General features: G+C 63.3%; 21 protein-coding genes. 9 read left to right on the top strand and 12 right to left on the bottom strand.

What is annotated here, in order from left to right:
* Positions 1-4 precede the first annotated feature (4 nt).
* The 5 genes from NKH28_RS01235 to NKH28_RS01215 form a co-directional block, all read right to left on the bottom strand.
* A complete protein-coding gene (locus NKH28_RS01235) occupies positions 5-400 on the bottom strand; it encodes a hypothetical protein (RefSeq protein ID WP_352919227.1) in 396 nt (131 codons plus the stop codon).
* Positions 401-554: 154 nt separating this feature from the next.
* Positions 555-1553 carry a 2-hydroxyacid dehydrogenase gene (locus NKH28_RS01230; RefSeq protein ID WP_352977575.1) on the bottom strand — a complete coding sequence of 333 codons (999 nt, stop codon included), beginning with the start codon at positions 1551-1553 and terminating at the stop codon, positions 555-557.
* Complete coding sequence (locus NKH28_RS01225; RefSeq protein WP_352540495.1) at positions 1550-2572, bottom strand: LacI family DNA-binding transcriptional regulator; 1023 nt, start codon at positions 2570-2572, stop codon at positions 1550-1552. Before NKH28_RS01225 ends, NKH28_RS01230 begins: the two co-directional genes overlap by 4 nt.
* 68 nt (positions 2573-2640) lie before the next feature.
* Positions 2641-3525 (bottom strand): DMT family transporter, encoded by an 885-nt coding sequence (locus NKH28_RS01220; RefSeq protein ID WP_352919224.1) that lies wholly within the window; start codon positions 3523-3525, stop codon positions 2641-2643.
* Positions 3526-3722: 197 nt separating this feature from the next.
* Positions 3723-4130, bottom strand: a complete 408-nt coding sequence (locus NKH28_RS01215; protein WP_352919221.1) for a DUF2000 family protein — start codon at positions 4128-4130, stop codon at positions 3723-3725.
* 52 nt (positions 4131-4182) lie between these two features.
* Here NKH28_RS01215 and NKH28_RS01210 point away from each other — a divergent pair, with 52 nt between their 5' ends.
* Entirely contained in the window at positions 4183-5055 is an 873-nt protein-coding gene (locus NKH28_RS01210) for an AraC family transcriptional regulator (protein WP_352919380.1), read from the top strand.
* 1 nt (position 5056) lies between these two features.
* On the opposite strand, the gene NKH28_RS01205 is transcribed toward NKH28_RS01210, so the two are convergent.
* Both NKH28_RS01205 and NKH28_RS01200 read right to left on the bottom strand, forming a co-directional pair.
* Positions 5057-5539 (bottom strand): MarR family winged helix-turn-helix transcriptional regulator, encoded by a 483-nt coding sequence (locus NKH28_RS01205; RefSeq protein ID WP_352919218.1) that lies wholly within the window; start codon positions 5537-5539, stop codon positions 5057-5059.
* 202 nt (positions 5540-5741) lie between these two features.
* Positions 5742-6464 carry an intradiol ring-cleavage dioxygenase gene (locus NKH28_RS01200; protein ID WP_352919216.1) on the bottom strand — a complete coding sequence of 241 codons (723 nt, stop codon included), beginning with the start codon at positions 6462-6464 and terminating at the stop codon, positions 5742-5744.
* Between the two features lie 196 nt (positions 6465-6660).
* Between NKH28_RS01200 and NKH28_RS01195 the strand changes: the two genes are divergently transcribed.
* Both NKH28_RS01195 and NKH28_RS01190 read left to right on the top strand, forming a co-directional pair.
* A complete protein-coding gene (locus NKH28_RS01195) occupies positions 6661-7728 on the top strand; it encodes a CobW family GTP-binding protein (protein WP_352919213.1) in 1068 nt (355 codons plus the stop codon).
* Positions 7729-7978: 250 nt separating this feature from the next.
* Positions 7979-8953: a WD40 repeat domain-containing protein gene (locus NKH28_RS01190; RefSeq protein WP_352919210.1), complete on the top strand. Its 975-nt coding sequence runs from the start codon at positions 7979-7981 to the stop codon at positions 8951-8953.
* Between the two features lie 8 nt (positions 8954-8961).
* Here NKH28_RS01190 and NKH28_RS01185 read toward each other — a convergent pair whose 3' ends face one another.
* Positions 8962-9417, bottom strand: coding sequence for a hypothetical protein (locus tag NKH28_RS01185; RefSeq protein WP_352540367.1), 456 nt, complete (start codon positions 9415-9417; stop codon positions 8962-8964).
* Positions 9418-9574: 157 nt separating this feature from the next.
* On the opposite strand from NKH28_RS01185, the gene NKH28_RS01180 reads away from it, so the two are divergent.
* The 3 genes from NKH28_RS01180 to NKH28_RS01170 all read left to right on the top strand — a co-directional run bounded on the left by NKH28_RS01180 (position 9575) and on the right by NKH28_RS01170 (position 13202).
* Complete coding sequence (locus tag NKH28_RS01180; protein ID WP_352919207.1) at positions 9575-10957, top strand: aspartate aminotransferase family protein; 1383 nt, start codon at positions 9575-9577, stop codon at positions 10955-10957.
* A 14-nt stretch (positions 10958-10971) separates the two neighbouring features.
* Entirely contained in the window at positions 10972-12393 is a 1422-nt protein-coding gene (locus NKH28_RS01175) for a glutamine synthetase family protein (protein WP_352540365.1), read from the top strand.
* A gap of 86 nt (positions 12394-12479) precedes the next feature.
* The gene (locus NKH28_RS01170; RefSeq protein ID WP_352470171.1) at positions 12480-13202 is read left to right on the top strand and encodes a UdgX family uracil-DNA binding protein; all 723 of its coding nucleotides are present in this window, start codon (positions 12480-12482) and stop codon (positions 13200-13202) included.
* 1 nt (position 13203) lies between these two features.
* On the opposite strand, the gene NKH28_RS01165 is transcribed toward NKH28_RS01170, so the two are convergent.
* The 4 genes from NKH28_RS01165 to NKH28_RS01150 form a co-directional block, all read right to left on the bottom strand.
* Positions 13204-14469, bottom strand: a complete 1266-nt coding sequence (locus tag NKH28_RS01165) for a glycerate kinase type-2 family protein (RefSeq protein ID WP_352919201.1) — start codon at positions 14467-14469, stop codon at positions 13204-13206.
* A gap of 175 nt (positions 14470-14644) precedes the next feature.
* Positions 14645-15151 carry a heme-degrading domain-containing protein gene (locus NKH28_RS01160; protein WP_352919198.1) on the bottom strand — a complete coding sequence of 169 codons (507 nt, stop codon included), beginning with the start codon at positions 15149-15151 and terminating at the stop codon, positions 14645-14647.
* 74 nt (positions 15152-15225) lie between these two features.
* Entirely contained in the window at positions 15226-16539 is a 1314-nt protein-coding gene (gene guaD / locus NKH28_RS01155) for a guanine deaminase (RefSeq protein WP_352830253.1), read from the bottom strand.
* 1 nt (position 16540) lies between these two features.
* Positions 16541-17758 carry a urate hydroxylase PuuD gene (locus tag NKH28_RS01150; RefSeq protein WP_352919195.1) on the bottom strand — a complete coding sequence of 406 codons (1218 nt, stop codon included), beginning with the start codon at positions 17756-17758 and terminating at the stop codon, positions 16541-16543.
* A gap of 140 nt (positions 17759-17898) precedes the next feature.
* Here NKH28_RS01150 and NKH28_RS01145 point away from each other — a divergent pair, with 140 nt between their 5' ends.
* The 3 genes from NKH28_RS01145 (at position 17899) to NKH28_RS01135 (ending at position 21152) form a co-directional block, all read left to right on the top strand.
* The gene (locus tag NKH28_RS01145; protein ID WP_352452229.1) at positions 17899-18819 is read left to right on the top strand and encodes a LysR family transcriptional regulator; all 921 of its coding nucleotides are present in this window, start codon (positions 17899-17901) and stop codon (positions 18817-18819) included.
* A gap of 75 nt (positions 18820-18894) precedes the next feature.
* Entirely contained in the window at positions 18895-19902 is a 1008-nt protein-coding gene (locus NKH28_RS01140; protein WP_352919191.1) for an LLM class flavin-dependent oxidoreductase, read from the top strand.
* A complete protein-coding gene (locus NKH28_RS01135) occupies positions 19899-21152 on the top strand; it encodes an LLM class flavin-dependent oxidoreductase (protein ID WP_352919188.1) in 1254 nt (417 codons plus the stop codon). Before NKH28_RS01140 ends, NKH28_RS01135 begins: the two co-directional genes overlap by 4 nt.
* The last annotated feature ends 46 nt before the right edge of the window (positions 21153-21198 follow it).

Here is a 21198-nt window from a genome sequence, read left to right as displayed (position 1 = left end):
CTCGCTAGTTGCCGGCTGACGCCAGCGTCAGCAGCGGCAGCGCCGGCGCGTAGGATTCGTAACCATCGCCGTCGGCGACTGAGAACATGACGATCGGATCGGTGCCGTTGGCGCTGAAGGTGACCGTGCCGTCATCCTGCTCTCGCCAGAACTTCGCCTGCTCGACGCCGGGCAACACCCGGCGGCAATTTGCTGCGACCGTCAACAGCGACAGGCCTTGCGAAATCTCGGCGCCGCGGCTGACCGCACAAGACCCCTCGTTGCCATGGGCTACCAGCCTGTAGTTGCCGGATGAAAGCGGTGACTCACTGGCCGCACGGCTTTCACCGCTACCGGCGTAAAACAGCTGGGCGCTGCCGAACAGCACAGCGGCTGCCATCAATGCAGGAAGCGTCTTCATCCTGGTTCTCCGCGCATTTCAAGCGCGCCGGTTCGAAGAGATCAGGGAGGCGCGCTTCATGTTGCTGTCATGTCCTGTCAGGCGGACATACACTGCGAGGGGACCAGAATGATTCCGAAGGGTTAAGCTGAAGTTAATAGATATGGCAGCCCGCTTACGGCCTTGCCTTGACATTTGCCGTCTCCGGCACCGGCGTCAGCGCCTTGCGCTGCGAAAACCACGAGACCAGATTGTCGACGCAAAGGTCGGCCATGGCGCGGCGCGTATGCTCGGACGCCGAGCCGACATGCGGCAAAAGCGAGGTGTTGGGCGCGGCAAGCAACGCCGCTGGCACATTCGGCTCGTCGGCAAAGACGTCTAGCCCGGCAGCGGCGATGCTGCCGCTGGCAAGTGCGGCGGCAAGGGCTGGTTCGTCGACCGTGCTGCCCCGGCCGATATTGACGAAGACGCCGTTCGGCCCAAGAGCCGAGAGAATTTCGGCATTGACGGCCTTTTCCGTCGAGGCCCCGCCGGGCGCCACCGAGATCAGCGTGTCGACCGCCTCGGCGAGACCTTTCAGCGTCGGGTGATAGTCATAGGACAGGCCTTCGACGCGGCGCCGGTTGTGATAGGCGATGGGCAGTCCGAAAGCATCGAGCCGCCGGGCAATGGCGAGGCCGATGCGGCCCATGCCGAAGATGCCGACATGGCGACCGCGCAAAGTCAGCCGGCTCAGCGGATAGTTGCCGTTGCTCAGCCAGCTTCCGTCGCGCAGCCAGGCCTCGGCGCGCGGCAGTTCGCGGACGGCATTGATCAACAGGCCGAGCGCCGTATCGGCGACCTCTTCGGTCAGCACATCCGGTGTGTTGGTGACCATGATGCCGCGCCGTGCGGCGTGGCGGATGTCGACCGAATCATAGCCGACGCCGAAATTGGCGATAATCTCGAGCTTTGGCAGCGCGTCCATCAACGCGGCGCTTATGCCGCCAAAGGCGGCTATGCCGCCAAAGGCGGCTATGCCGCGCACCGTATGACGCATCTCGTCGGTGACCAGCGACGGATCGGCGCGTTCGATCCGGACGCGGCTGAACGCCCCGTCGATGCGGCCGACCGCATGGTCGTTGAACTGGCCCGGCACCAGAATAGTAACAGCTTGCTGTTCGGTTTTTGTCATGCACGTTCCACCGGTTTGCCGGTCGACTGGCGCACATGCAGTTCCGGCTTGATCAGTTCCTGCGACGGCCGCACCGTCTGTCCGTTGAGTTTGTCGAGCAGCGCGCTGGCGGCGCGGCGGCCAACCTCGCGCTGGCCGTTCCACACGGTAGTCAGCGCCGGCGTGGCGATCGCCGCTTCCTCGAGGTCGTCGTAGCCGGTAACCGAGATGTCGATGCCCGGCACCAGCCCGGCGCGGGCAATGCCATTCATCAGGCCGATGGCGACGAGGTCGTTCCAGCAGCAGGCCGCGGTCGGCCTGTCCTTCAGCGCCAGGAACTGCCCGGCCGCCTCGAAGCCGGCCTGCTTGGTGCGCGGGCCGGGGATGCGCCAGGACGGCCTGACCTCAAGCCCTGCCGCCTCCATGGCGTTGACATATCCCTGATAGCGGTCGCGGCCGGTCGACGTCTGGTCGGTACCGCCGATCATGGCGATGCGCTTGTGGCCAAGCGAGATCAGATGGTTGGTGGCAAGCCCGGTGCCATAGGCGTCGTCGCCGCGAAACACCGGCACGTCGGCACCTTCGACGGTGCGTGCAATCAGCACTGCCGGGAGACCGTTCTCCTCGGCCAAGATTATGTCTTCGGGCGGCGTGCCGATGGCCGGCGACATGATGACCCCGTCAGCGCCAAGCTGCAGAAGCGTGTCTATGAAAGTGCGTTGTTTCTCGAGCTGGTCGTAGTGGTTCGACAGGATGAAGGTTTGCCGGCTGCGGTCGAGCTCGCTCTCTATCGAACGCAATATCTCGGCAAAGAACGGGTTCATGATGTCGTGGACGACGACGCCGACTATGCCCGAGCGCGAGGTGCGCAGGCTGGCGGCGCGGCGGTTGTAGATATAGCCGATGGCGCGTGCATGTTCCTTGATGCGATCGCGGGTGCCGCCGGCGACCAGCGGGCTGTCGCGCAAGGCCAGCGAGACCGTGGCCGTGGACACGCCGAGCGCATCCGCGATGGTCGAAAGCTTGATCTTCTGTGCCAGCGCCCTGCGCTCCCGAAGCAATTTAAACTGTTTAAAGGCCGGCTCTTATGCCATCGATTCCGAGCAAATCAAAGTTTTTTTGCCAGCGCTTCCGCCTCCGCGCCCAGCGTTGCGCGGTTGCGCACACGAAGCCGGTGCTCGCGGTGGACGATGTAGAGACCGCTGGCGACGATGACTGTCGCACCGGCCAGCGTCCAGCGGTCGGGAAACTGGTTGAAGACGATCAGGCCGGAGATGATCATCCAGATCATCTGCGAATAGGGATAGGGGGCCAGGGCCGTGGTGGTGGCAAGGCGATAGGCCTGCACAAGCAGCCAATGGCCGATGGCGCCGAAGACGCCAAGCATCAGCAATATGAACCAGTGCCAGCCATCCTGCGGCAGCGAAAGCGAAAACGGCAGTGTCGGCAGCAGCAGCACGGCCGGCGCCAACGCCGAAAACAGGATGAGGCTTTCCGAGGTTTCCGTCGCCGACATGCGGCGCGTCATGATGACGTAGAAACTGTTCGATAGCATCGAGCCGAGCGCAAAGAGATGGCCGACGCCAAAAACGCCGATGCCCGGCCGGGTGATGATGAGGACGCCGACAAAGCCGCTCATGATCGCCAGCCAGCGCCGCCAGCCGGCCCATTCGCCGAGCAACGGACCGGCAAGCGCGGTGATCACCATCGGGCCGAAGAAGTAGATCGAGGTGGTTTCCGCCAGCTGCAGCGTCCGCAGCGCGAGAATGTTGCATATCGTCGATCCGAACAGGAGCAGACCGCGCGTGAGATGCGCCGGCAGGTTGGCGGGACGAAAGCGCAGCGGCTCGCGCCATCCACGCAGAAAGACGCCGACGAGCAGCACATGGACCGCGAAGCGGGCCCAGGCGACGATCAGCGCCGAGACGCCGGCCAGCACAAGGTACTTGCTGCTGGTGTCGAGGAAGGTGAAAAACACATAGACGGAAAGCATGCACAGGATCGCCGCCGGCGATGTCGCGCTTTCGTCATGTCTTGGGTGAGCATTCAATTTCAGGCCGGACGGGAAGCAAGGCAGTCCTTCACCCATGCGGCAATTGTCGCCTGCGGGCAAGCCAAAACAGTCTGGCACAACGACGGCCGCCGACAGGCTCAGTTTGTTTCCCAGTGGCCGACCTAGTGGCCGACGACTCAGGCGTGCATGCGGGCGCCCTTGGTGATCTTGTCGACGAGTTTCTTTTCGGAGCGAAGCGCGATGCCGACCACCTTGGCATCCTCCGGCGCAAATTCGGCAAAGACGGCACGGTTGGCCAGATCATAACCAGTCGAAAACATTTCCTCGACATAGAGCGATACCGTCACACCACGCTCCAGCGCCCGCCGCTGGATTGCGCCAAGCGTCTGGCCGTCCGCCGAAAGCACGATGACCGGTTGGACCGACAGCGGGTTGTAGATATTGCCGGCGCGATCACGGTAGGGGTCGCCGATAATGTCGGGAAATTGCGCGACGATGCCGCTGGTCAGAAAGGCGGTGACATTGAGCTTTTGCCAGACGGGAAGATCATCCTTGAGCACGATTGCAAATTTTGTATCGAACATGCGACAGTTTCCAATCCGAAAAGGGGGCCAATCCGAGGCTGCGAGTGAAGCGATGCCGCACGATCTAGACCGGGAAGCCTTTCAGGGTCTTGGACGTTTGTGCGTGGATGCAGCCGAGAACTGCATCGTACCGGCACCCGGTGCTGCCGGGATGGAACGCATCGAGGCCCGATTCCACGGCAATGCCTTCGATCTCCATCGCCACGACACCTATGCGATCGGGGTGACGCTTTATGCCGTGCAGCGCTTCTGCTATCGCGGCCAAATGCATCAGAGCCTGCCTGGCCAGATCATTATCCTTCATCCCGACGAACTGCACGATGGCGGTGCCGGCACCGAAGACGGCTTGCGATACAGAATGCTCTATTTGGAGCCGTCCCTGATGCTCGATTGTCTCGGCGGCGGATCACTGCCATTCGTCGGGAATGCCGTGGTGACAGACCGCGATCTCCGCGCGACGCTGCTTTCGGCGCTCGGGCCGCTGGATCAGGAACTGGACGAGCTGTTTGTCGTCGATTTCATGACGCAGCTTATGCAAAGCCTGGCCCGGCACGCCGGTCAGCCGGCGAAACCGGTAGCGAAAACGGCGTGGCGCGCCGCCAGCCTGGCGCGCGACTATCTGGAGGAAAATGTCGCGCGGATTGTACGTTCAGACGAATTGGAGGCGATAACCGGATTGGACCGTTATGCCCTTTCGCGGCATTTCCGCGCCACCTTCTCCACCAGCCCGCACCGGTTCCTGGTGATGCGCCGGCTTCAGCGGGCCCGTCGGATGATCGAAGCCGACGAGCCGCTGGCGCAAATCGCCATCGCAGCCGGCTTCAGTGATCAAAGCCATTTCAATCGGCATTTCAAGAAGGCGTTCGGCGTCACACCGGGACGTTGGTCGGCACTGACGCGGCGGCCGTCAGCGGCGAACGCGTGAGCTATTCAAGCATCTTGTCTTCGATATCCAGTTCGTCATCCGGGAGCACCAGTTCGCCGTTCGACAGGTTCGCCTCGACGCGGGCAAGCAGCTTGAACAGCGCTTTTTGGTCCTTCTTGTCGAGACCCTTCAATGCCTGCTTTTCGGTCTTCTTCACCGACTTCTCGATGGCGTGGATGATTTCGCGGCCGGTGTCGGTGAGGAAAATATGCGCCTGGCGGGCATCGGCGGACGAGGCCCGCTTCTCCAGAAAGCCCTGCGCCTGCAGCCGGTTGATGGTCTTGGTGATGGTTGGCGGACGCACGCCGAGGCGGCCGGCAAGGTTGCCGGGCGTCTGCCCGTCCTCGCGGTCGAGCGCCAGCATGATCTGGTCCTGACCGGCATAGAAACCATGCGCCAGAAGCCGGGCGGCGAGCGCCGTGCGCGCCAGCCGCGCCGCCGAATGCAGCCGGCTCATTGTTGCAGTCTTGTCCGCCTTGGCCATGCTCATCCCTCCTCGGCCGAACCGGAACGGGCAGCATAGAAGCAGGCCGCCGATTGGCAATGACGATCGAAACATTCCGGCTCGGAAAATAGCTTTGCCGGCAAGCTTCGCGGTGTTCGCCGTGGCTAATGCCAGATGTTTATTTCAGTTAGATGACAAACGACTTTCCGCAATGGCTGGATGGGGACGTGACGAGGTGTTCTCAACCAGGTTTCACCGCGACCATCATCAACGCCTGATAGGCGTCCGCCATTTCCCGCAGCGCTGCCTGCGACAGCGGCCCGGCCTGCCGCGCAATGCCGTCCCGCGCGTTCGATGTATCGCGTTTGCCGGGGCGATCTTTATAGGGCGCGACGGTGGCGAATATCTGCTCGCTGAGGCTGTCGGGGAAGAACATCTGGCCGGTCATCACCGAGCGGTCGTCGGGGAAGATCTTGAAATGGATGTGGGTGGTGCGGCCGCGATACCAGCCGGGATAGATGGTGGCGAAAGAAGCGATGCCGCTTTCATCGGTTCTCTGCCAGCCGCGGAGAAAGCTCTGGCCGGACGTGTCGATATCCTGCCCGTCGCCCTGTCCGGGATATCCGGAATAGGCGCCCTGGGCATCGCAATGCCAGATATCGACGCGTGCGCCGGGAAGCGGGCGGCAGGCGGCGTCGACGATTTGCAGCCGCACATTGAGGGCGATGCCCTTCTTGCCCTCGGTGATGTCGGCGCGTTCGAGCTTCGGGTCGAAATAGAACGGCCCTTCTGTAACCTCGGGCGTGATGGTGCAGAAACCAGCACCGGCTTCAAACAAAGCAAGCCCGGCATAGGGCGAAACCTTCCCGGCCCTTGCACCGGCGGGCAGGAATATGCCGCCAGCGGTAACCGCAACGAGACCGAGCGCCTGCCGACGGCTCAGTGGCAAGGACTTGTCGGACATCTGGCGCCTCTTCAACGCGAACAGCTCCGTAAATGACCCCGCCTGTCTAGGGCCCGCTGTCAGGCGGCGCTAATGAAAGTTCGGCAATGTGAGGAAAGTTCGGCAATACCAGCCCCTCTTTGGCCCACCGGTTTGCCTCGTGCAAAAGCCGAGCACACATCCTATATGGAGCCGACAATCCTTTTCGAGGCACAATATGAGCGACGCACAGACGCAGATCCCCGTAACCGTCCTCACCGGCTATCTCGGCGCCGGCAAGACGACACTGCTCAACCGCATCCTTTCGGAAAACCATGGCAAGCGCTACGCCGTCATCGTCAATGAATTCGGCGAGATCGGCATCGACAACGAACTGATCGTGGAATCCGACGAGGAAATCTACGAGATGAACAATGGCTGCGTCTGCTGCACCGTGCGCGGCGACCTGATCCGCGTCGTCGAGGGCCTGATGCGCAGGCCCGGCCGCTTCGACGCCATCGTCATCGAGACCACCGGCCTCGCCGACCCCGTGCCGGTGGCGCAGACCTTCTTCATGGACGACGACGTGCGTTCCAAGACCAGACTCGATGCAGTGGTGGCGTTGGTCGACGCCAAGCACCTGCCGCTGCGTCTCAAGGATTCCCGCGAAGCGGAGGACCAGATCGCCTTTGCCGACGTTGTCGTGCTCAACAAGACCGATCTTGTCACCCCCGAAGAGCTGAGCAAGGTGGAGGCGACGATCCGCGCCATCAACCCGGCGGCACGAATCCACCGCACCACACGCGCCAGCGTGGCGCTGTCCGAGGTGCTCGATCGCGGTGCGTTCGACCTGTCCCGGGCGCTGGAGAACGATCCGCACTTCCTCGAGGCGCATGACGATCACGACCATCATGATCATGATCATGACCACCATCACCATGATCACGACGGCCATGATCACCACGATCATGACGGGCATCATCATGCGCACCCTTCCGACATCCATGACGTGACTGTGCAGTCGGTGTCGCTGCGCGGCGGCGAGATGGACCCGAAAAAGTTCTTCCCGTGGATCGAGAAGGTCACCCAAATGGAAGGCCCGAACATCCTGCGGCTGAAAGGGATCATTGCGCTGAAAGGCGATGACGAGCGCTATGTCATCCAGGGTGTGCACATGATCATCGAGGGCGACCACCAGCGCGCCTGGAAGGACAACGAGAAGCACGAGAGCCGGCTGGTGTTCATCGGCCGCGAACTCGACGCCGAGCGACTGAAGACAAGCTTCGAGGCCTGCCAGGCCGCTTGATTTCCGGACTTTATAGCGCTAGCGCTGCCCCTTCTCTCCTTCTCCCCTTGTGGGAGAAGGTGGCCGAGCGAAAGCTCGGTCGGATGAGGGGTGTTCCAGCTTGGCAAGGACGGCACTCCGTCCAGCACCCCTCATCCGTCTTGGCGCTGCGCGCCAATCCACCTTCTCCCACAAGGGGAGAAGGCGGAGCCTCGCCGACAGCCCGGCGGGGTTAGATGACAAGCAGAAATCTCGAACGGAATGATCTCTCATGCCGACAGTCGCCCCGCTCGATCTCGAAGGCCACTGCCTCGCCGCCGTGTTTCTCGGCGACGTGCCGCATTTTGCGCTGGCCGACGGCACAATCCATCGGCTCGACCACGGCCACAAGACGGTGCAGGCCAATGACGGAATGCTCGCCGCCTTCCATGATGCGGCAAACGACCGACTGATCACCGGTGGTGAGGACGGCAGGATCTTTGCCGTGACCCCAGGCGGCAATACAATGGAATTGGCGACCGCAGGCAAAAAATGGATAACCAGCGTCGCCGCCGGGCCGCAAGGCGCTGTTGCCTATGCTTCGGGCAAGATTGCCTATGTGCGCTTTGCCGACGGCAAAACCAGGGAATTCTCGCATCCGCGCTCGGTCGAGGGGCTTGCCTTCTCGCCCAAGGGCATGCGCTTCGGCGTTGCCCGCTACAATGGCGCGACGCTGCACTTCCCGGCTGCCGACGGCAAGCCGGTCGAGCTCGAATGGGCCGGCGCCCACACCGGCATCACCTTCTCGCCGGACGGCGGCTTCGTCGTCACCACCATGCAGGAAAACGCGCTGCATGGCTGGAAGCTCGCCGACGGCAAGCACATGCGCATGTCCGGCTACCCCGGCAAGGTGAAAAGCCTGTCGTGGAGCGCCAAGGCCAAATGGCTGGCGAGTTCCGGCGCGCCGGCGGCGATCGTCTGGCCGTTTTCCGGCAAGGACGGGCCGATGGGCAAGGCGCCGCTGGAACTCGGCACGCGCGGCAATGCGATGGTCACCTCCGTCGCCTGTCACCCGAGCCAGGACGTCGTTGCTATCGGCTATGATGACGGGATGGTGATGGCGGTGCGCTTCGCCGACGCCAAGGAAGTGCTGTTGCGCCGGCCCGGCAAGGGCGCCGTCACTTCGATGATGTGGGACAAGGAAGAGCGCCGCGTCGCCTTTGGCAGCGCTGCTGGCGACTGCGGCGTCATCGATATTTCGGCGTAGCCTGTTACTTACTCGGCTCCGCAAGATACTTTGCCGGTCAATTCAGCCTGCTTGCCGTCCTTTTCGGCCTCGGCCGTTCCATCATAGATTGAGAGCAAATAGCGGCCGTCATAGACGCCTTCGTCGCTGGCCTTGGTCAGGATCGCCAGTTCGACGTAGCCGTAGGCGTTTTCGACCTGCCGTTCGTGGTAGACGAGCAGCCGCAATTCCTTGTTGTCGAGCCAATATTGCGTGAGGTTCTGATCCTCGAACACCGTCTTGCGCAGACTGTCGGCAGCCGGCCTGCCCAGAATCTCGAGCTCACCGCTAAAATTGAAGGTCGGCCCGCCCATGCCTCTGGTGACCCCGGCACCGATCTGAAATTTGACGGCTGCATCCTCGGCGGAACACCAGATGCCGCCGGACGCCAGAGCCGCACCAACCGACGACAGCAGCGTTGTTGCGCAGACGGTCGCCCGCACCATCTTATGCCCTCCAGCCGAAGTACCATTGGCGCCCGAAGGCGGCTCGCGGTCAAGCGCCTGTTTTCATTCAAATGACCGCTGACCCAACACAGGGCAGCCGCCCGGCCAATTGCGGTAGCGGCCGCCGATTGTCTAATGTGCGACTGAGAGGGCCGCCATGAACGTCATGAACCATGCAAAGACTTCCATCGGCGGCATCGGCCCGGCCCGGATCGCCGAGTTGCGCGCGACCGAGGCAGAAGTCTTCTGCCGGGCGCGGCCGAAATCGATGGCGAAAATCGGCAATGGCCTGCCCGGCTTCTTCGGCGGCGTGCCGATGCATTGGATGAACGACTGGCCGACGCCGTTCCCGATCCTTGTCGATAGTGCCAGGGGCGCCATCATCAGAGATATCGACGGCAACCGGCTCGACGATTTCTGCCTTGGCGACACCGGTTCGATGTTCGGTCATTCGCCGCCGCCGGTCGCACGCGCCATCCGCAGGCAGGCCGGACGCGGCCTGACCTACATGCTGCCTGCCGAGAACGCGCTCGCCATCGGGCCGCTGCTGCAGCAGCGTTTCGGCTTGCCGTTCTGGCAGATCGCGACGACGGCGACCGACGCCAACCGCTTCGCGCTGCGGGTTGCCCGCGCCGTTACCGGCCGGGAGAAGATACTGGTCTTCAACGGCTGCTATCATGGCTCGGTCGACGAGACGATGGTGCGGCTGGTCGCCGGGAAAGCGGTGAATCGACCGGGACTGGCCGGCGAGTTCCGCGACCTGACGCGGGCGACTGATGTCGTCGAGTTCAACGATCTGCCGGCGCTCGACGCGGCACTCCGGGGCAACGATGTCGCCTGCGTCATCGCCGAGCCGGTGCTGACCAATTCCTGCATGGTGCTGCCCGAAGCCGGCTTTCATGATGGCTTGCGGCGTCTCACCCGTGCGACCGGCACGCTGCTTCTAATCGACGAGACGCATACAATCTCGACCGGTCCCGGCGGCTATACAAGCAAATACGGGCTGGAGCCGGACCTGTTCGTGCTAGGCAAGCCGATTGCCGGCGGCGTACCGGCGAGCGTCTGGGGCATGAGCGAAGACGTTGCGGCCCGCTATGCCGCTTATATCAGCCGGAAAGAGCCCGGCTACTCCGGCATGGGGACAACGCTGTCGGCCAATCCGCTGCAATTCGCAGCGATGCGCGCCACGCTCGAATACGTCATGACCGACGAGAACTACAGCCATATGGACAATCTGGCGCGGCGGCTCGACGCCGGGCTGACCGCCGTCATCGATCGCTATCGTCTGCCCTGGCATGTTGCTCGCGTCGGTGCCCGTGTCGAGTTCATCTGCGCGCCGGGCCTGCTGAGGAACGGCGGCGAAGCGGAGGCTGCGCACGTGCCGGAGCTCGAGGCGGCAATCCATGTCGCGCTGGTCAATCGCGGCGTGCTGATCGCACCCTTCCACAACATGATGCTGATCTCTCCTGCGACCAGCGCCGCCCAGGTGAACCGGCTGATCACTGCCTTCGGCGCGGTTGCGGCAAAGCTTACGGCGTGAGACAAGCTTGCGGCATGAAACAAGCGCCCAAGCAAAGTTTGAACCTGGTCACGGCATCCCCTTCGGGCTCGACGCCCGCCGAGGCGCTGGCCTTTCTCGACGCTCATCCCGAGATCGAAGCGTTCGACATCGTGCTGACCGACGCCAATGGCGTCGGGCGCGGCAAGATCGTGCGCCGGCATGAGTTGATGAGCATCTTCGAGGGGGGCCGGCACATGCCGATCTCGATCCTCGGCCTCGACATCACCGGCGAGGATGTTCACGAGACCGGGCTGATCTGGACGACGGGCGACGGCGACCTGCGGGCGTGGCCGATCCCCGGCACACTGGTGCCGCTGTTCGGCACCCAGCCGCCGCGCGGTCAGGTGCTGATGGCGATGTACCATCTCGATGGCCAGCCGATGTCGTCCGACCCGCGGCTGGCACTCGCCCGCCAGGTAGACATCCTCGCGGCCCAGGGCCTGCATCCGGCCGGCGCCTTCGAGCTCGAATTCTTCCTGCTCGCCAACGAGCGCGACGCCGAAGGCAAGGTGCAGCCGGCGCACGCGGTGCTTGACGGACGCCGCTCGGCCAAGACTGAGGTCTATTCCGTCGACCATCTGCACGGCATGGAGCCGCTGTTTTCCGACATCTACGCCGCAGCCAAGGTGCAAGGCATCCCGGCCGAGACGGTCATCTCGGAATATGCGCCCGGCCAGTACGAGCTGACGCTCAACTACCGCAAGGATGTGATGCGGGCGGCCGACGATCTCGTCATGCTCAAGCGACTGGTGCGGGCGCAGGCGCGCCGTCATGGTGTCACCGCTTGCTTCATGGCCAAGCCGATCGAGAAATATGCCGGCTCGGGCATGCATTTTCACGTCTCGCTGCTAGACGATGCCGGCAAGAATGTCTTTGCCGAAACCGGCGGCGAAAGCTGGTCGCTGCCGCTGCTGCGCGGCCTCGGCGGACTGATCCAGACGATGGCGGAATCGATGCTGGTCTTCGCGCCGCACGCCAATTCATGGCGGCGCTTCGTCTCGCAATCCTATGCGCCGGTGGCGCCGACCTGGGGCGTCAACAACCGTTCGGTGGCACTGCGTGTGCCGGCCGGCGATGCCAGGAACCGCCGCATCGAGCACCGGCCATCGGGCGTCGACGCGAATCCTTACCTGGTGGCGGCAACGGTGCTGGCCGGTGTCGTCAAAGGCCTCGACGAAGGCCTCGATCCCGGTCCCGAAACCACCGGCAATGGCTACGAATCAGCCGTCACGCGCACGACGATGCCGGTCGACTGGCGTGCCGCGATCGAGGCGGCAAGGGCGTCGACCTTCCTCAAGGGCGCATTGGGCGAAGACCTGCACCGGACGTTCGTGGCGATCAAGCAGTCGGAATATCTGCGCGTGGCGCGCACGGTCAGCGAACTGGATTATCACCTCTATCTGCACGAGGTGTAGGGCATCACATCGTCGGCCATCCGCCGGTGAAGGCCCATGCGGAATAATTTCAGCGGAACCTTCGGCGGGCTTTGCTCATTGCGTGTCTGATTGCAGGAGCGAGCAAGGCCGCCTTAGTCATGATCGCCAGGATGCAGACAACCCCGACGCCGCACCATGCCAAAGTGCAGGCAAGACGCTTGCCTGCAAGCAAGTCTCCGGAAACGACAGAAATCGACGCCAGGACGATTCCTGAACTGCGCGAAACGGCCAAGATCTGCCGCCGCTGTCCGCTATGGCACGACGCCACGCAGACCGTGTTCGGTGAAGGCCCTGATAAAGCCAAGGTGATCTTCGTCGGCGAACAGCCGGGCGACCAGGAGGACCTGGCGGGCAAGCCCTTCGTCGGTCCGGCGGGCAAGGTGTTCGACGCGATCCTGGACGATGCCGGCGTCGATCGGCTGAAAGTCTACGTCACCAACGCAGTCAAGCATTTCAAGTTCGAGCCGCGCGGCAAGCGGCGCATCCACTCCAAGCCGAACGCCGGCGAGGTGCAGGCTTGTCGCTGGTGGCTCGACAAGGAAATCGATCTGATCAAGCCCAATCTGGCGGTGGCGCTCGGCGCAACGGCGGCGCAGGCGCTGCTCGGCAAGGTGGTGCCGATCATGAAGATGCGCGGGGCCGTCGTGGAGCGTGACGATGGCTTGCGTGTCTTCGTCACCATCCACCCGTCCTTCATCCTGCGCATTCGCGAGCCGGCGGACAGGCAGGCAGAACGCGACCGGTTCCTGCAGGATATGAGAGCGGTGAAAAAGCTGATGGCCGCCTGAGCTATTTGATCAATATCGCCCTGAGATCGTTGACGTTTGTGCCGGTCGGACCGGGTACGAAAAGGTCATCTACGGCATTGAATGCCGTCCAGGCGTTGTTGCCGGCAAGCATGGCCTTGGCATCGATGCCCGCCTTATGCATCCGCGACACTGTCGAGCCGTCGGCGAAGGCGCCGGCATTGTCTTCCGAACCGTCTATGCCGTCGGTGTCGGCGGCCAGTGCGTGGACGCCCGCCAGGCCGCTGATCCCAATGGCGAAGGCGAGCAGGAATTCCGAGTTGCGGCCGCCTTTGCCTTTCGCGCGCAAGGTCACGGTCGTCTCGCCGCCCGACAGGATCAGCACCGGTTTTGCGAATGGCCGGTTGCGCGTCGCCACTTCGCGCGCGATTGCAGCGTGGACGCCGCCGACCTCACGCGCCTCGCCCTCGATGGAATCGGAGAGAATGACCGCTTCGATACCTTGGTACCTGGCTTCGGCCGCAGCCGCTTCCAGCGATACGCCGGCCGAGGCGATCAGATGTACCTCGTTGCGCGAAAAACGCGGATCATCGACGCGCGGTGCATCGGCGGCGGGCGAATTGATGTGCGCCATCACTGAAGCCGGTAGTTTCATGTCATAGGCGGCGATCGACGCTAATGCATCTTCGCGGCTGCCGGAATCGGGAACGGTCGGGCCGGAAGCGACCAGCGCGGGGTTATCGCCCGGAATGTCGGAGACCACCAGCGACACCACCTTGGCTGGATAGGCAGCGGCCGCCAGCCTGCCGCCCTTGATCGTGGAAACATGTTTACGGATGGTGTTCATCGCGGCGATCGGCGCGCCGGAGGCGAGCAGCGCCTCGTTGACGGCGATCTCATCGGCCAGCGTCAGACCTTCGGCAGGTGACGGCAGCAGCGCCGAGCCGCCGCCCGAAATGAGCGCCACGACGAGGTCGTCCGCAGTCAGTCCCTGGACCTTTTCGAGCAGCCGCCGTGAAGCTTCTAGCCCCGCGGCATCCGGCACCGGATGCGCCGCCTCGATGATCTCGATGCGCCGGCAGGCCGCGCCATAGCCGTAGCGGGTGACGACCAGCCCTTCGATCGGCCGGTCCCACACTTTCTCGAAAGCCGCCGCCATCTGCGCCGAGCCTTTTCCGGCACCGATGACGATGGTCCGGCCCTTCGGCCTTGCCGGCAAATGATCCTTGATCGTCCTCTGGGGATCGGCGGCGGCAACGGCGGCGTTGAAGATCGAAATGAGAAAGGACTTGGGATCGAGCGCGGTCATACTGAGGTACCACGGACGCTGTGCGAGCTTCTGCGGCGTTTGCGCTGCCCCTCACCGTTACCCTCTCCCCGCAGAGAGACGGCAAGAGGGGATCGCCAGCGTTGGAGCGTTTCCCTTGTCCCCGTCACTACGCGGGGAGAAGGTGCCGGCGGGCGGATGAGGGGCAGCGCCAACGTCACGATGTTGCTTCCGACGGCAGGACCAACTCCTGGCTATCGACGCCCAAGTAGCTACACAGCGTATCGACGACCACTCCGTGGTCCTCGCGCTCCGGTAGACCGGAGACGGCGATCACGCCGATGACGCCAGCGCCCTTGACAGTGATGGGAAAGCCGCCACCGGCCAGCACATAGTCGGCAATGTCCAGCCCTTCGCCGGGCTTGAAGCTGCGGTCGGGGCGCTGCTGCTCCAGCACCATGCGGTAGGTGCTTTTCAGGAACCGCCGCACGACGTTGATCTTGCGCCGCGCCCAGTCCGGATTGGAGGCGTTCGAGCCGGGCGTTGCCGCATAGAACAGCGGCCGGTCGAAAGTTCTGATATCGACGATGATTGGCAGGTTTTCCTTGAGAGCCCGGTCGCGGATCGCCGAGCCGATCTCGAAAGCGACGGCTTCGTCGAAGGCCGAAAAGACAAGCGTGGCTTCCTGTTTCTTGATCAGAGCGATGTCGTCCGCAACGGCCATGTCGTTCCCCTGTCGATCTCGCCTGTTGCTTTGGCGGATGGCTGCCGCCCGGTCAAGCCGGCCGCATACGACGGCTAAACCGCTATATCCGCCTTGGCCGCCCGGCCGGCGACATAGACCTCGCGCACGGCGCGGTCGTCGCCGAGTGTCTGCAGCAGAAACAATTCCTCGGCGAGCGTGTCCGCCGTCTCCACCCGCAGCCGCATCGCCGGCGTGGCGCGGGCGTCGAGCACGATGATATCGGCGTCGCTGCCTTCCTCCAGGGTGCCGATCTTTTCCGCAAGCGACAGCGCCTCGGCATTACCGCGGGTCAGCTGCCAGAAGGACTGGAACGGATTGAGCTTCTCGCCGTTCAGCGCGATCACCTTGTAGCCCTCGTCCATGGTGCGCAGCATCGAATAGTTGGTGCCACCGCCGACATCGGTGGCTGCGGCGATGCGAAGCGGCTTCTCGCGGCGGCTATAGCGCTGATAATCGAACAGGCCCGAGCCGAGAAACAGGTTGGAGGTCGGGCAGAACACCGCCACCGAGCCGCTATCCGAAAGCGCATCCGCCTCGCGCTCCGACAGGTGGATGCAATGGCCGAACAGGCTTCTGCGCCCGAGCAGCCCATAGTGTTCGTAGATGTCGGTGTAGTCCCGCGTCTGCGGGTATAATTGCTGCGTGAAGGCGATCTCGGCGTGGTTTTCCGACAGATGCGTCTGCATGTGCAGATCAGGATATTCGCGGCAGAGCGCGCCCGCCATCTCCAATTGCTCGGGCGACGAGGTGATGGCGAAGCGCGGCGTGATGGCATAGTGCTGGCGCCCCTTGCCGTGCCACTCATCGATCAACGCCTTGCTGTCGTCATAGCCCGATTGCGGCGTGTCGAGCACGCCGTCCGGCGCGTTGCGGTCCATCATCACCTTGCCGGCGATGTTGAGCATGTTGCGGTCGTGCGACTCTGCAAAGAACGCTTCGGCAGATTCCTTGTGTACCGAGCAATAGGCCGCGACTGTCGTGGTGCCGTGGCGCAACACTTCATCCAGGAACAGCCTGGCGATACGGCGGCCATGCTGGGCGTTCTGGAATTTGGTCTCTTCCGGAAAAGTGTAGGTGTTCAGCCAGTCGAGCAGTTCGGCGCCGAAGGAAGCGATGACCTGCATCTGCGGAAAATGTGCATGCGCATCGATGAACCCGGGCAGCAGCAGATGTGGCCTGTGGTCGATCTTTTTTGTTCCCTCGCCCGCCTTTTTCTCGACCTCGGCATAGGCGCCAGCGGCAACGATCCTTCCGTCGCGCATCAGCAGGCCGCCATCTTGCTCGTAGCGCCAGGCGGAATGGTCGTCGATGGTTTCTGGCCAGCGCAAAAACGACAGCGTGCGGCCGCGCAGCAGCGTGCTGGTCATGCTATTTCCCCGCGCCTTCGAACCAGGCTACCAGCAGTGCCCGTTCCTTGTCGGTGATCTGGGTGACGTTGGCGGGCGGCATGGCGTGGCTGCGTCCGGCCTGCAGGTAGATCTCGCCGGCGTGCTCGGCGATGCCGGCATCGGTATCGAGCATCACGCCCTTAGGCGCGTGGTAAATGCCCTCGTAGGACGGCTCCGCCGCATGGCACATCGAACAGCGGCCAAGCACTGTATCACGCACGGCGGGAAAATGCGCCGAGGCGACGTAGACCTGTGCCGCCGAGGACGTTTTGACCTCGCCGGTCAGCAGCTTCGGTGCCGTCGACAGCCAGATGATGACGACAAACAGGACGGCGGCGGCCAGCCAGGTCCAGGTCGGATTGCCTTTGCGCGCGTGCCTGGTATTGAAATAGTGCCGGATCAGCACGCCGATGATGAACACCAGCGAGGCAATGACCCAGTTGAACTCTGTGCCGAACGCCAGCGGATAATGGTTCGACAGCATCAGGAACAAAACCGGCAGCGTCAGGTAATTGTTGTGCAGCGAGCGCTGTTTGGCGATCTTGCCGTATTTCGGATCGGGCTTACGGCCGGCGATCAGGTCGGCGACGACGATCTTCTGGTTTGGGATGATGACCATGAAAACGTTGGCCGACATGATAGTCGCGGTAATGGCGCCGAGATGCAGGAAGGCGGCGCGGCCGGTGAACAGGTGGGTCAGTCCCCAGGCCATGAATACCAGCACCCCATACAGCACCAGCATCAGGCCGGTGTCGCTGTTGCCGAGCGGCGAACGGCACAAGAGATCGTACATCACCCAGCCGACGCCGATCGTCGCCAGCGACAGCAAGATGCCTGTAGGCACCGACATGGCAAGGACATTCGGATCGATCAGGAACAGGTCCGCCCCGGCATAGTAGACGACGCACAGCATGGCGAAGCCCGACAGCCAGGTGGCGTAGGATTCCCACTTGAACCAGGTCAGATGCTCGGGCATCTCAGCCGGCGCCACCAGATATTTCTGCACATGGTAAAAGCCGCCGCCATGCACCTGCCATTCCTCGCCGAAGGCTCCGGCAGGCATGCCCGGACGCTGGCGCAGCCCGAGATCGAGCGCGACGAAATAAAAGGACGATCCAATCCAGGCGATACCGGTGACGACGTGCAGCCAGCGCACGGCGAAACTCAGCCAATCCCAGAATATCGCGAAATCCATCATGAAAAAATCGTCCCTGCCGATCCACTGACTTTACGGACTGGAGCGCAAACGGAAAGGGCCGAGCTGCACGATGACTTTCAAAAAAAATTGGAAAATACTAGGCTGATCATACGCAGCCACACGAGAGCCACGGAAGCCGCATGGCCTATCTCGACAACATCGCCGTTTTCGTCCGCGTCGTCGAGCTCGGCAATTTGTCGGCGGCTGGGCGCGACATGCGCATTTCGCCGGCGGTCGCTTCCAACCGAATCAAGGAGCTCGAGAAGCACCTGGGCGTCAGGCTGTTCAACCGCACGACGCGACAATTGATGCCGACCGAGCACGGCACCGTGTTCTACTCCGGCGCCAAGCAGGTGCTGGAGGCGGTCACCGAGGCAGAAGCGGCGGTCAGCGCGCTATCCGGCCAGCCGCGCGGCACCATAAAGGTGACAGCGCCGCTCGGCCTCGGGCGGCGGCTGGTAGCATCCGGAATCCCGGATTTCCACGACAGATACCCAGATATCGAGGTGCGGCTCCGGCTTTCCGATCACAATGTCGATATCATGAAGGAAGGCATCGACGTTGCGTTCCGGCTGGGCATCATCGAGGATTCCAGCCTCAGGATGCGCGGCATCATGGACTGCGAGCGCGTGCTGGTAGCGGCTCCGCAATATCTGGACGTGCGCGGCGAGCCGACCGAGCCGCAGGAGTTGATCGGCAAGAAACACGATTGCCTGATGCTGCGCTATTCCGGCGCGCGCGAATATGTCTGGACGCTGCAGACGCCGAATGGGCCGCAAAAGTTCGAGGTGCACGGCCCCTACGATACCGATGATGGCGACGTGCTGACCGGCTGGGCGCTGTCCGGCCGCGGCATCATCAACAAGCCGCGCTTCGAGGTCGAGCCGTTTATCCGCGACCAGCGGCTGAAGGTGATCCTGAGCAACACGCCGCCGACGCCGGTGCAGTTCGCCGCCGTCTACCCGCACAAGAAGCTGCAGGATCCGAAGGTGCGGCTGCTGCTCGATTTCATGGCCGAGCGCTGCCAGCGGCTGATCAGGGATATTCTGGCCGGCAAATGATCGTCGGCTGGCCGGTTGCTTTCCGTCCAGCCGGCGAGATAATTCTCAAGGAATCTCGCTCAACAGGGAAAAGCGATGGCCAACGGCGCCACAATGTGTCTCGCCGTTTCACTGTCTCCGGAAGCCGCCCCTTCCCATCCGCCCGACGCCGGCTCGGACTTCAGTCTGCTGACGCGGTTCGTGCAAGAAGCCGAAGCGGCCGGTCTGGACATGGTGTTGCTGGGCGATTCCGCACCGGTTGCAGGCGGGCCGAACCGGCAAATGCGCTTCGAAGCAACGACCTTGCTGGCAGCGCTGGCGACGGTGACAAGCAGGATCGGTCTCGTCGCGGCAGCGTCGACGGTCGCCCACCAGCCCTATAATCTCGCGCGCCGTTTCGCTTCGCTCGATATTATCAGCCATGGCCGCGCCGGCTGGAACGCGAGCATGATGCCCGACCCGCGCGAGGCCGCCAATTTCAGCCGACAGGAAGGGTTTTCCGGCGATGATTTCCGCCTGCGCGCCGAGGAATTCATCGGCATCGTGCAAGGCTTGTGGAAAGGCTGGGACGCAGACGCGCTGCTGTTCGACAAAGTTGGCGGCCGCTTCTTCGATCCCGAGAAGATGCACCTTCTCGACCACAAGGGCGAATATTTTTCCGTGCGCGGGCCGCTCAACGTGGCGCGGTCGCCGCAGGACACGCCGGTGCTGGTCATGTCCGGCCTGTCCGAGCCCGACATGGATATTGCCGCCCGCACCGCCGATGTTGTCCTGCGGGACCAGCGATCGATCGACTGGGTTGACGATCTGAAGCGCCGTGCGCTTGCGTTCGGGCGCAGGCCGGAGGCGCTGAAAGTGCTGATGAACGTTGTCGCGGTTGCCGAAATAGCCGCCGCCCCGGACATGTTTGCGGATCGGCTCGAAGAGTGCTTTCGCTCCACAGCTTGTGACGGTTTTAACATTCTCATGCCGCGGATGGTAGCGCTCGACAATTTCGTTGATTGCGTGCTGCCGGGCCTTCGCCGCCGCGGCCTCGTTAGGCCTGGTTACCGCGGGGCGACACTTCGCTCCCATCTCGGACTTGCCGGGGAGGATCGGCAATGAGTACCGGTCTACGGCAGATGAAGCTCGGCGCCTTCCTGTGGGCGACAGGCCACCACATCGCCGCCTGGCGCCATCGGCAGGCGCATGTCACGGCCGGCATCGACATCGATCACTACATCCAGCTGGCGCGGACGGCGGAAGCGGCGAAGTTCGACATGATCTTCTGCGAGGACGCCGCCGGCGTGCGTGAGGCCAATGTCGATATCGCCAGCCAGACCTCACGCTCGATCGGCTTCGAGCCGATCAGCCTGCTTGCCGCGCTCGCGGTGCAGACGGAGCGCATCGGCCTCGTCTCAACGGCGTCGACGAGCTATAACGAGCCTTACGGGCTGGCGCGAACCTTCCTGTCGCTCGACCACCTGAGCGGCGGCCGTGCCGGCTGGAACCTTGTCACTTCCGCCAGCCAGATCGAGGCCGCCAATTTCGGCTCGACCGGTCTGCGCCCGCATGCCGACCGCTACGAACGCGCGCGCGAATTCGCTGCCGTGGTTGCTGGCCTTTGGCAAGGCCAGGGCGGACACGAAGGCAGAAGCTTTTCGGTGCGCGACCCGCTCGATCTGCCGCGCTCGCCCCAAGGTGCGCCGGTCATGGTTCAGGCGGGAGCGTCGGACGAAGGCCGCGATCTCGCCGCCCGGACCGCCGATGTGGTGTTCACTGCGGCGCAGACATTCGAGGAGGGGAAGGCTTTCTACGACGACCTCAGGGGACGGCTGGCGGCCTATGGGCGCGAGCCGGACGACCTCAAGATCATGCCTGGCGTCGCGCCGGTGGTTGCGGCAAGCGAAGCGGAAGCCCGGGCAAAACATGACGAACTGCAGGAGCTGATACCGGACGATATCGGTGTCGCGCTGCTTTCCAGCTATCTCAGCATATCCGATCTCGCGCGCTATCCCATCGACGGACCGCTGCCCGAGCTGCCGGCCAGCGAAGGCATGCAGAGCCGGCAGGCGCTCGTCATCGAGCAATCCCGCCGCGACAAGCTGTCCATTCGCCAGCTTGCCCGTCATTTCGCCGGCGCGCGCGGTCATTGGCGCGTCGTCGGAACTCCGGCCCAGATCGCCGACCAGCTCGAGGCACGCTTCGAGGGCGGCGCGGCAGACGGTTTCAACGTCATGCCATCCTATTTTCCCGGCGAACTCGAAGCCTTTGCCACGCTTGTCGTGCCAGAGCTGCAGCGGCGCGGGCTTTTCCGGAAGGATTATGAAGGCAGCACTCTGCGCGACCATCTGGGCTTGAAAACGCCGGCGTAAACGACGAGCGGAACGAAAGTCGGAGATCGCCGTTTTGGGATGCTGT

This window comes from Mesorhizobium sp. M1227 (assembly GCF_040318315.1).
GTDB lineage: Bacteria > Pseudomonadota > Alphaproteobacteria > Rhizobiales > Rhizobiaceae > Mesorhizobium.
Note: the sequence above shows the minus strand (reverse complement) of the source record. Positions and strands in the feature narration are given on the sequence as shown.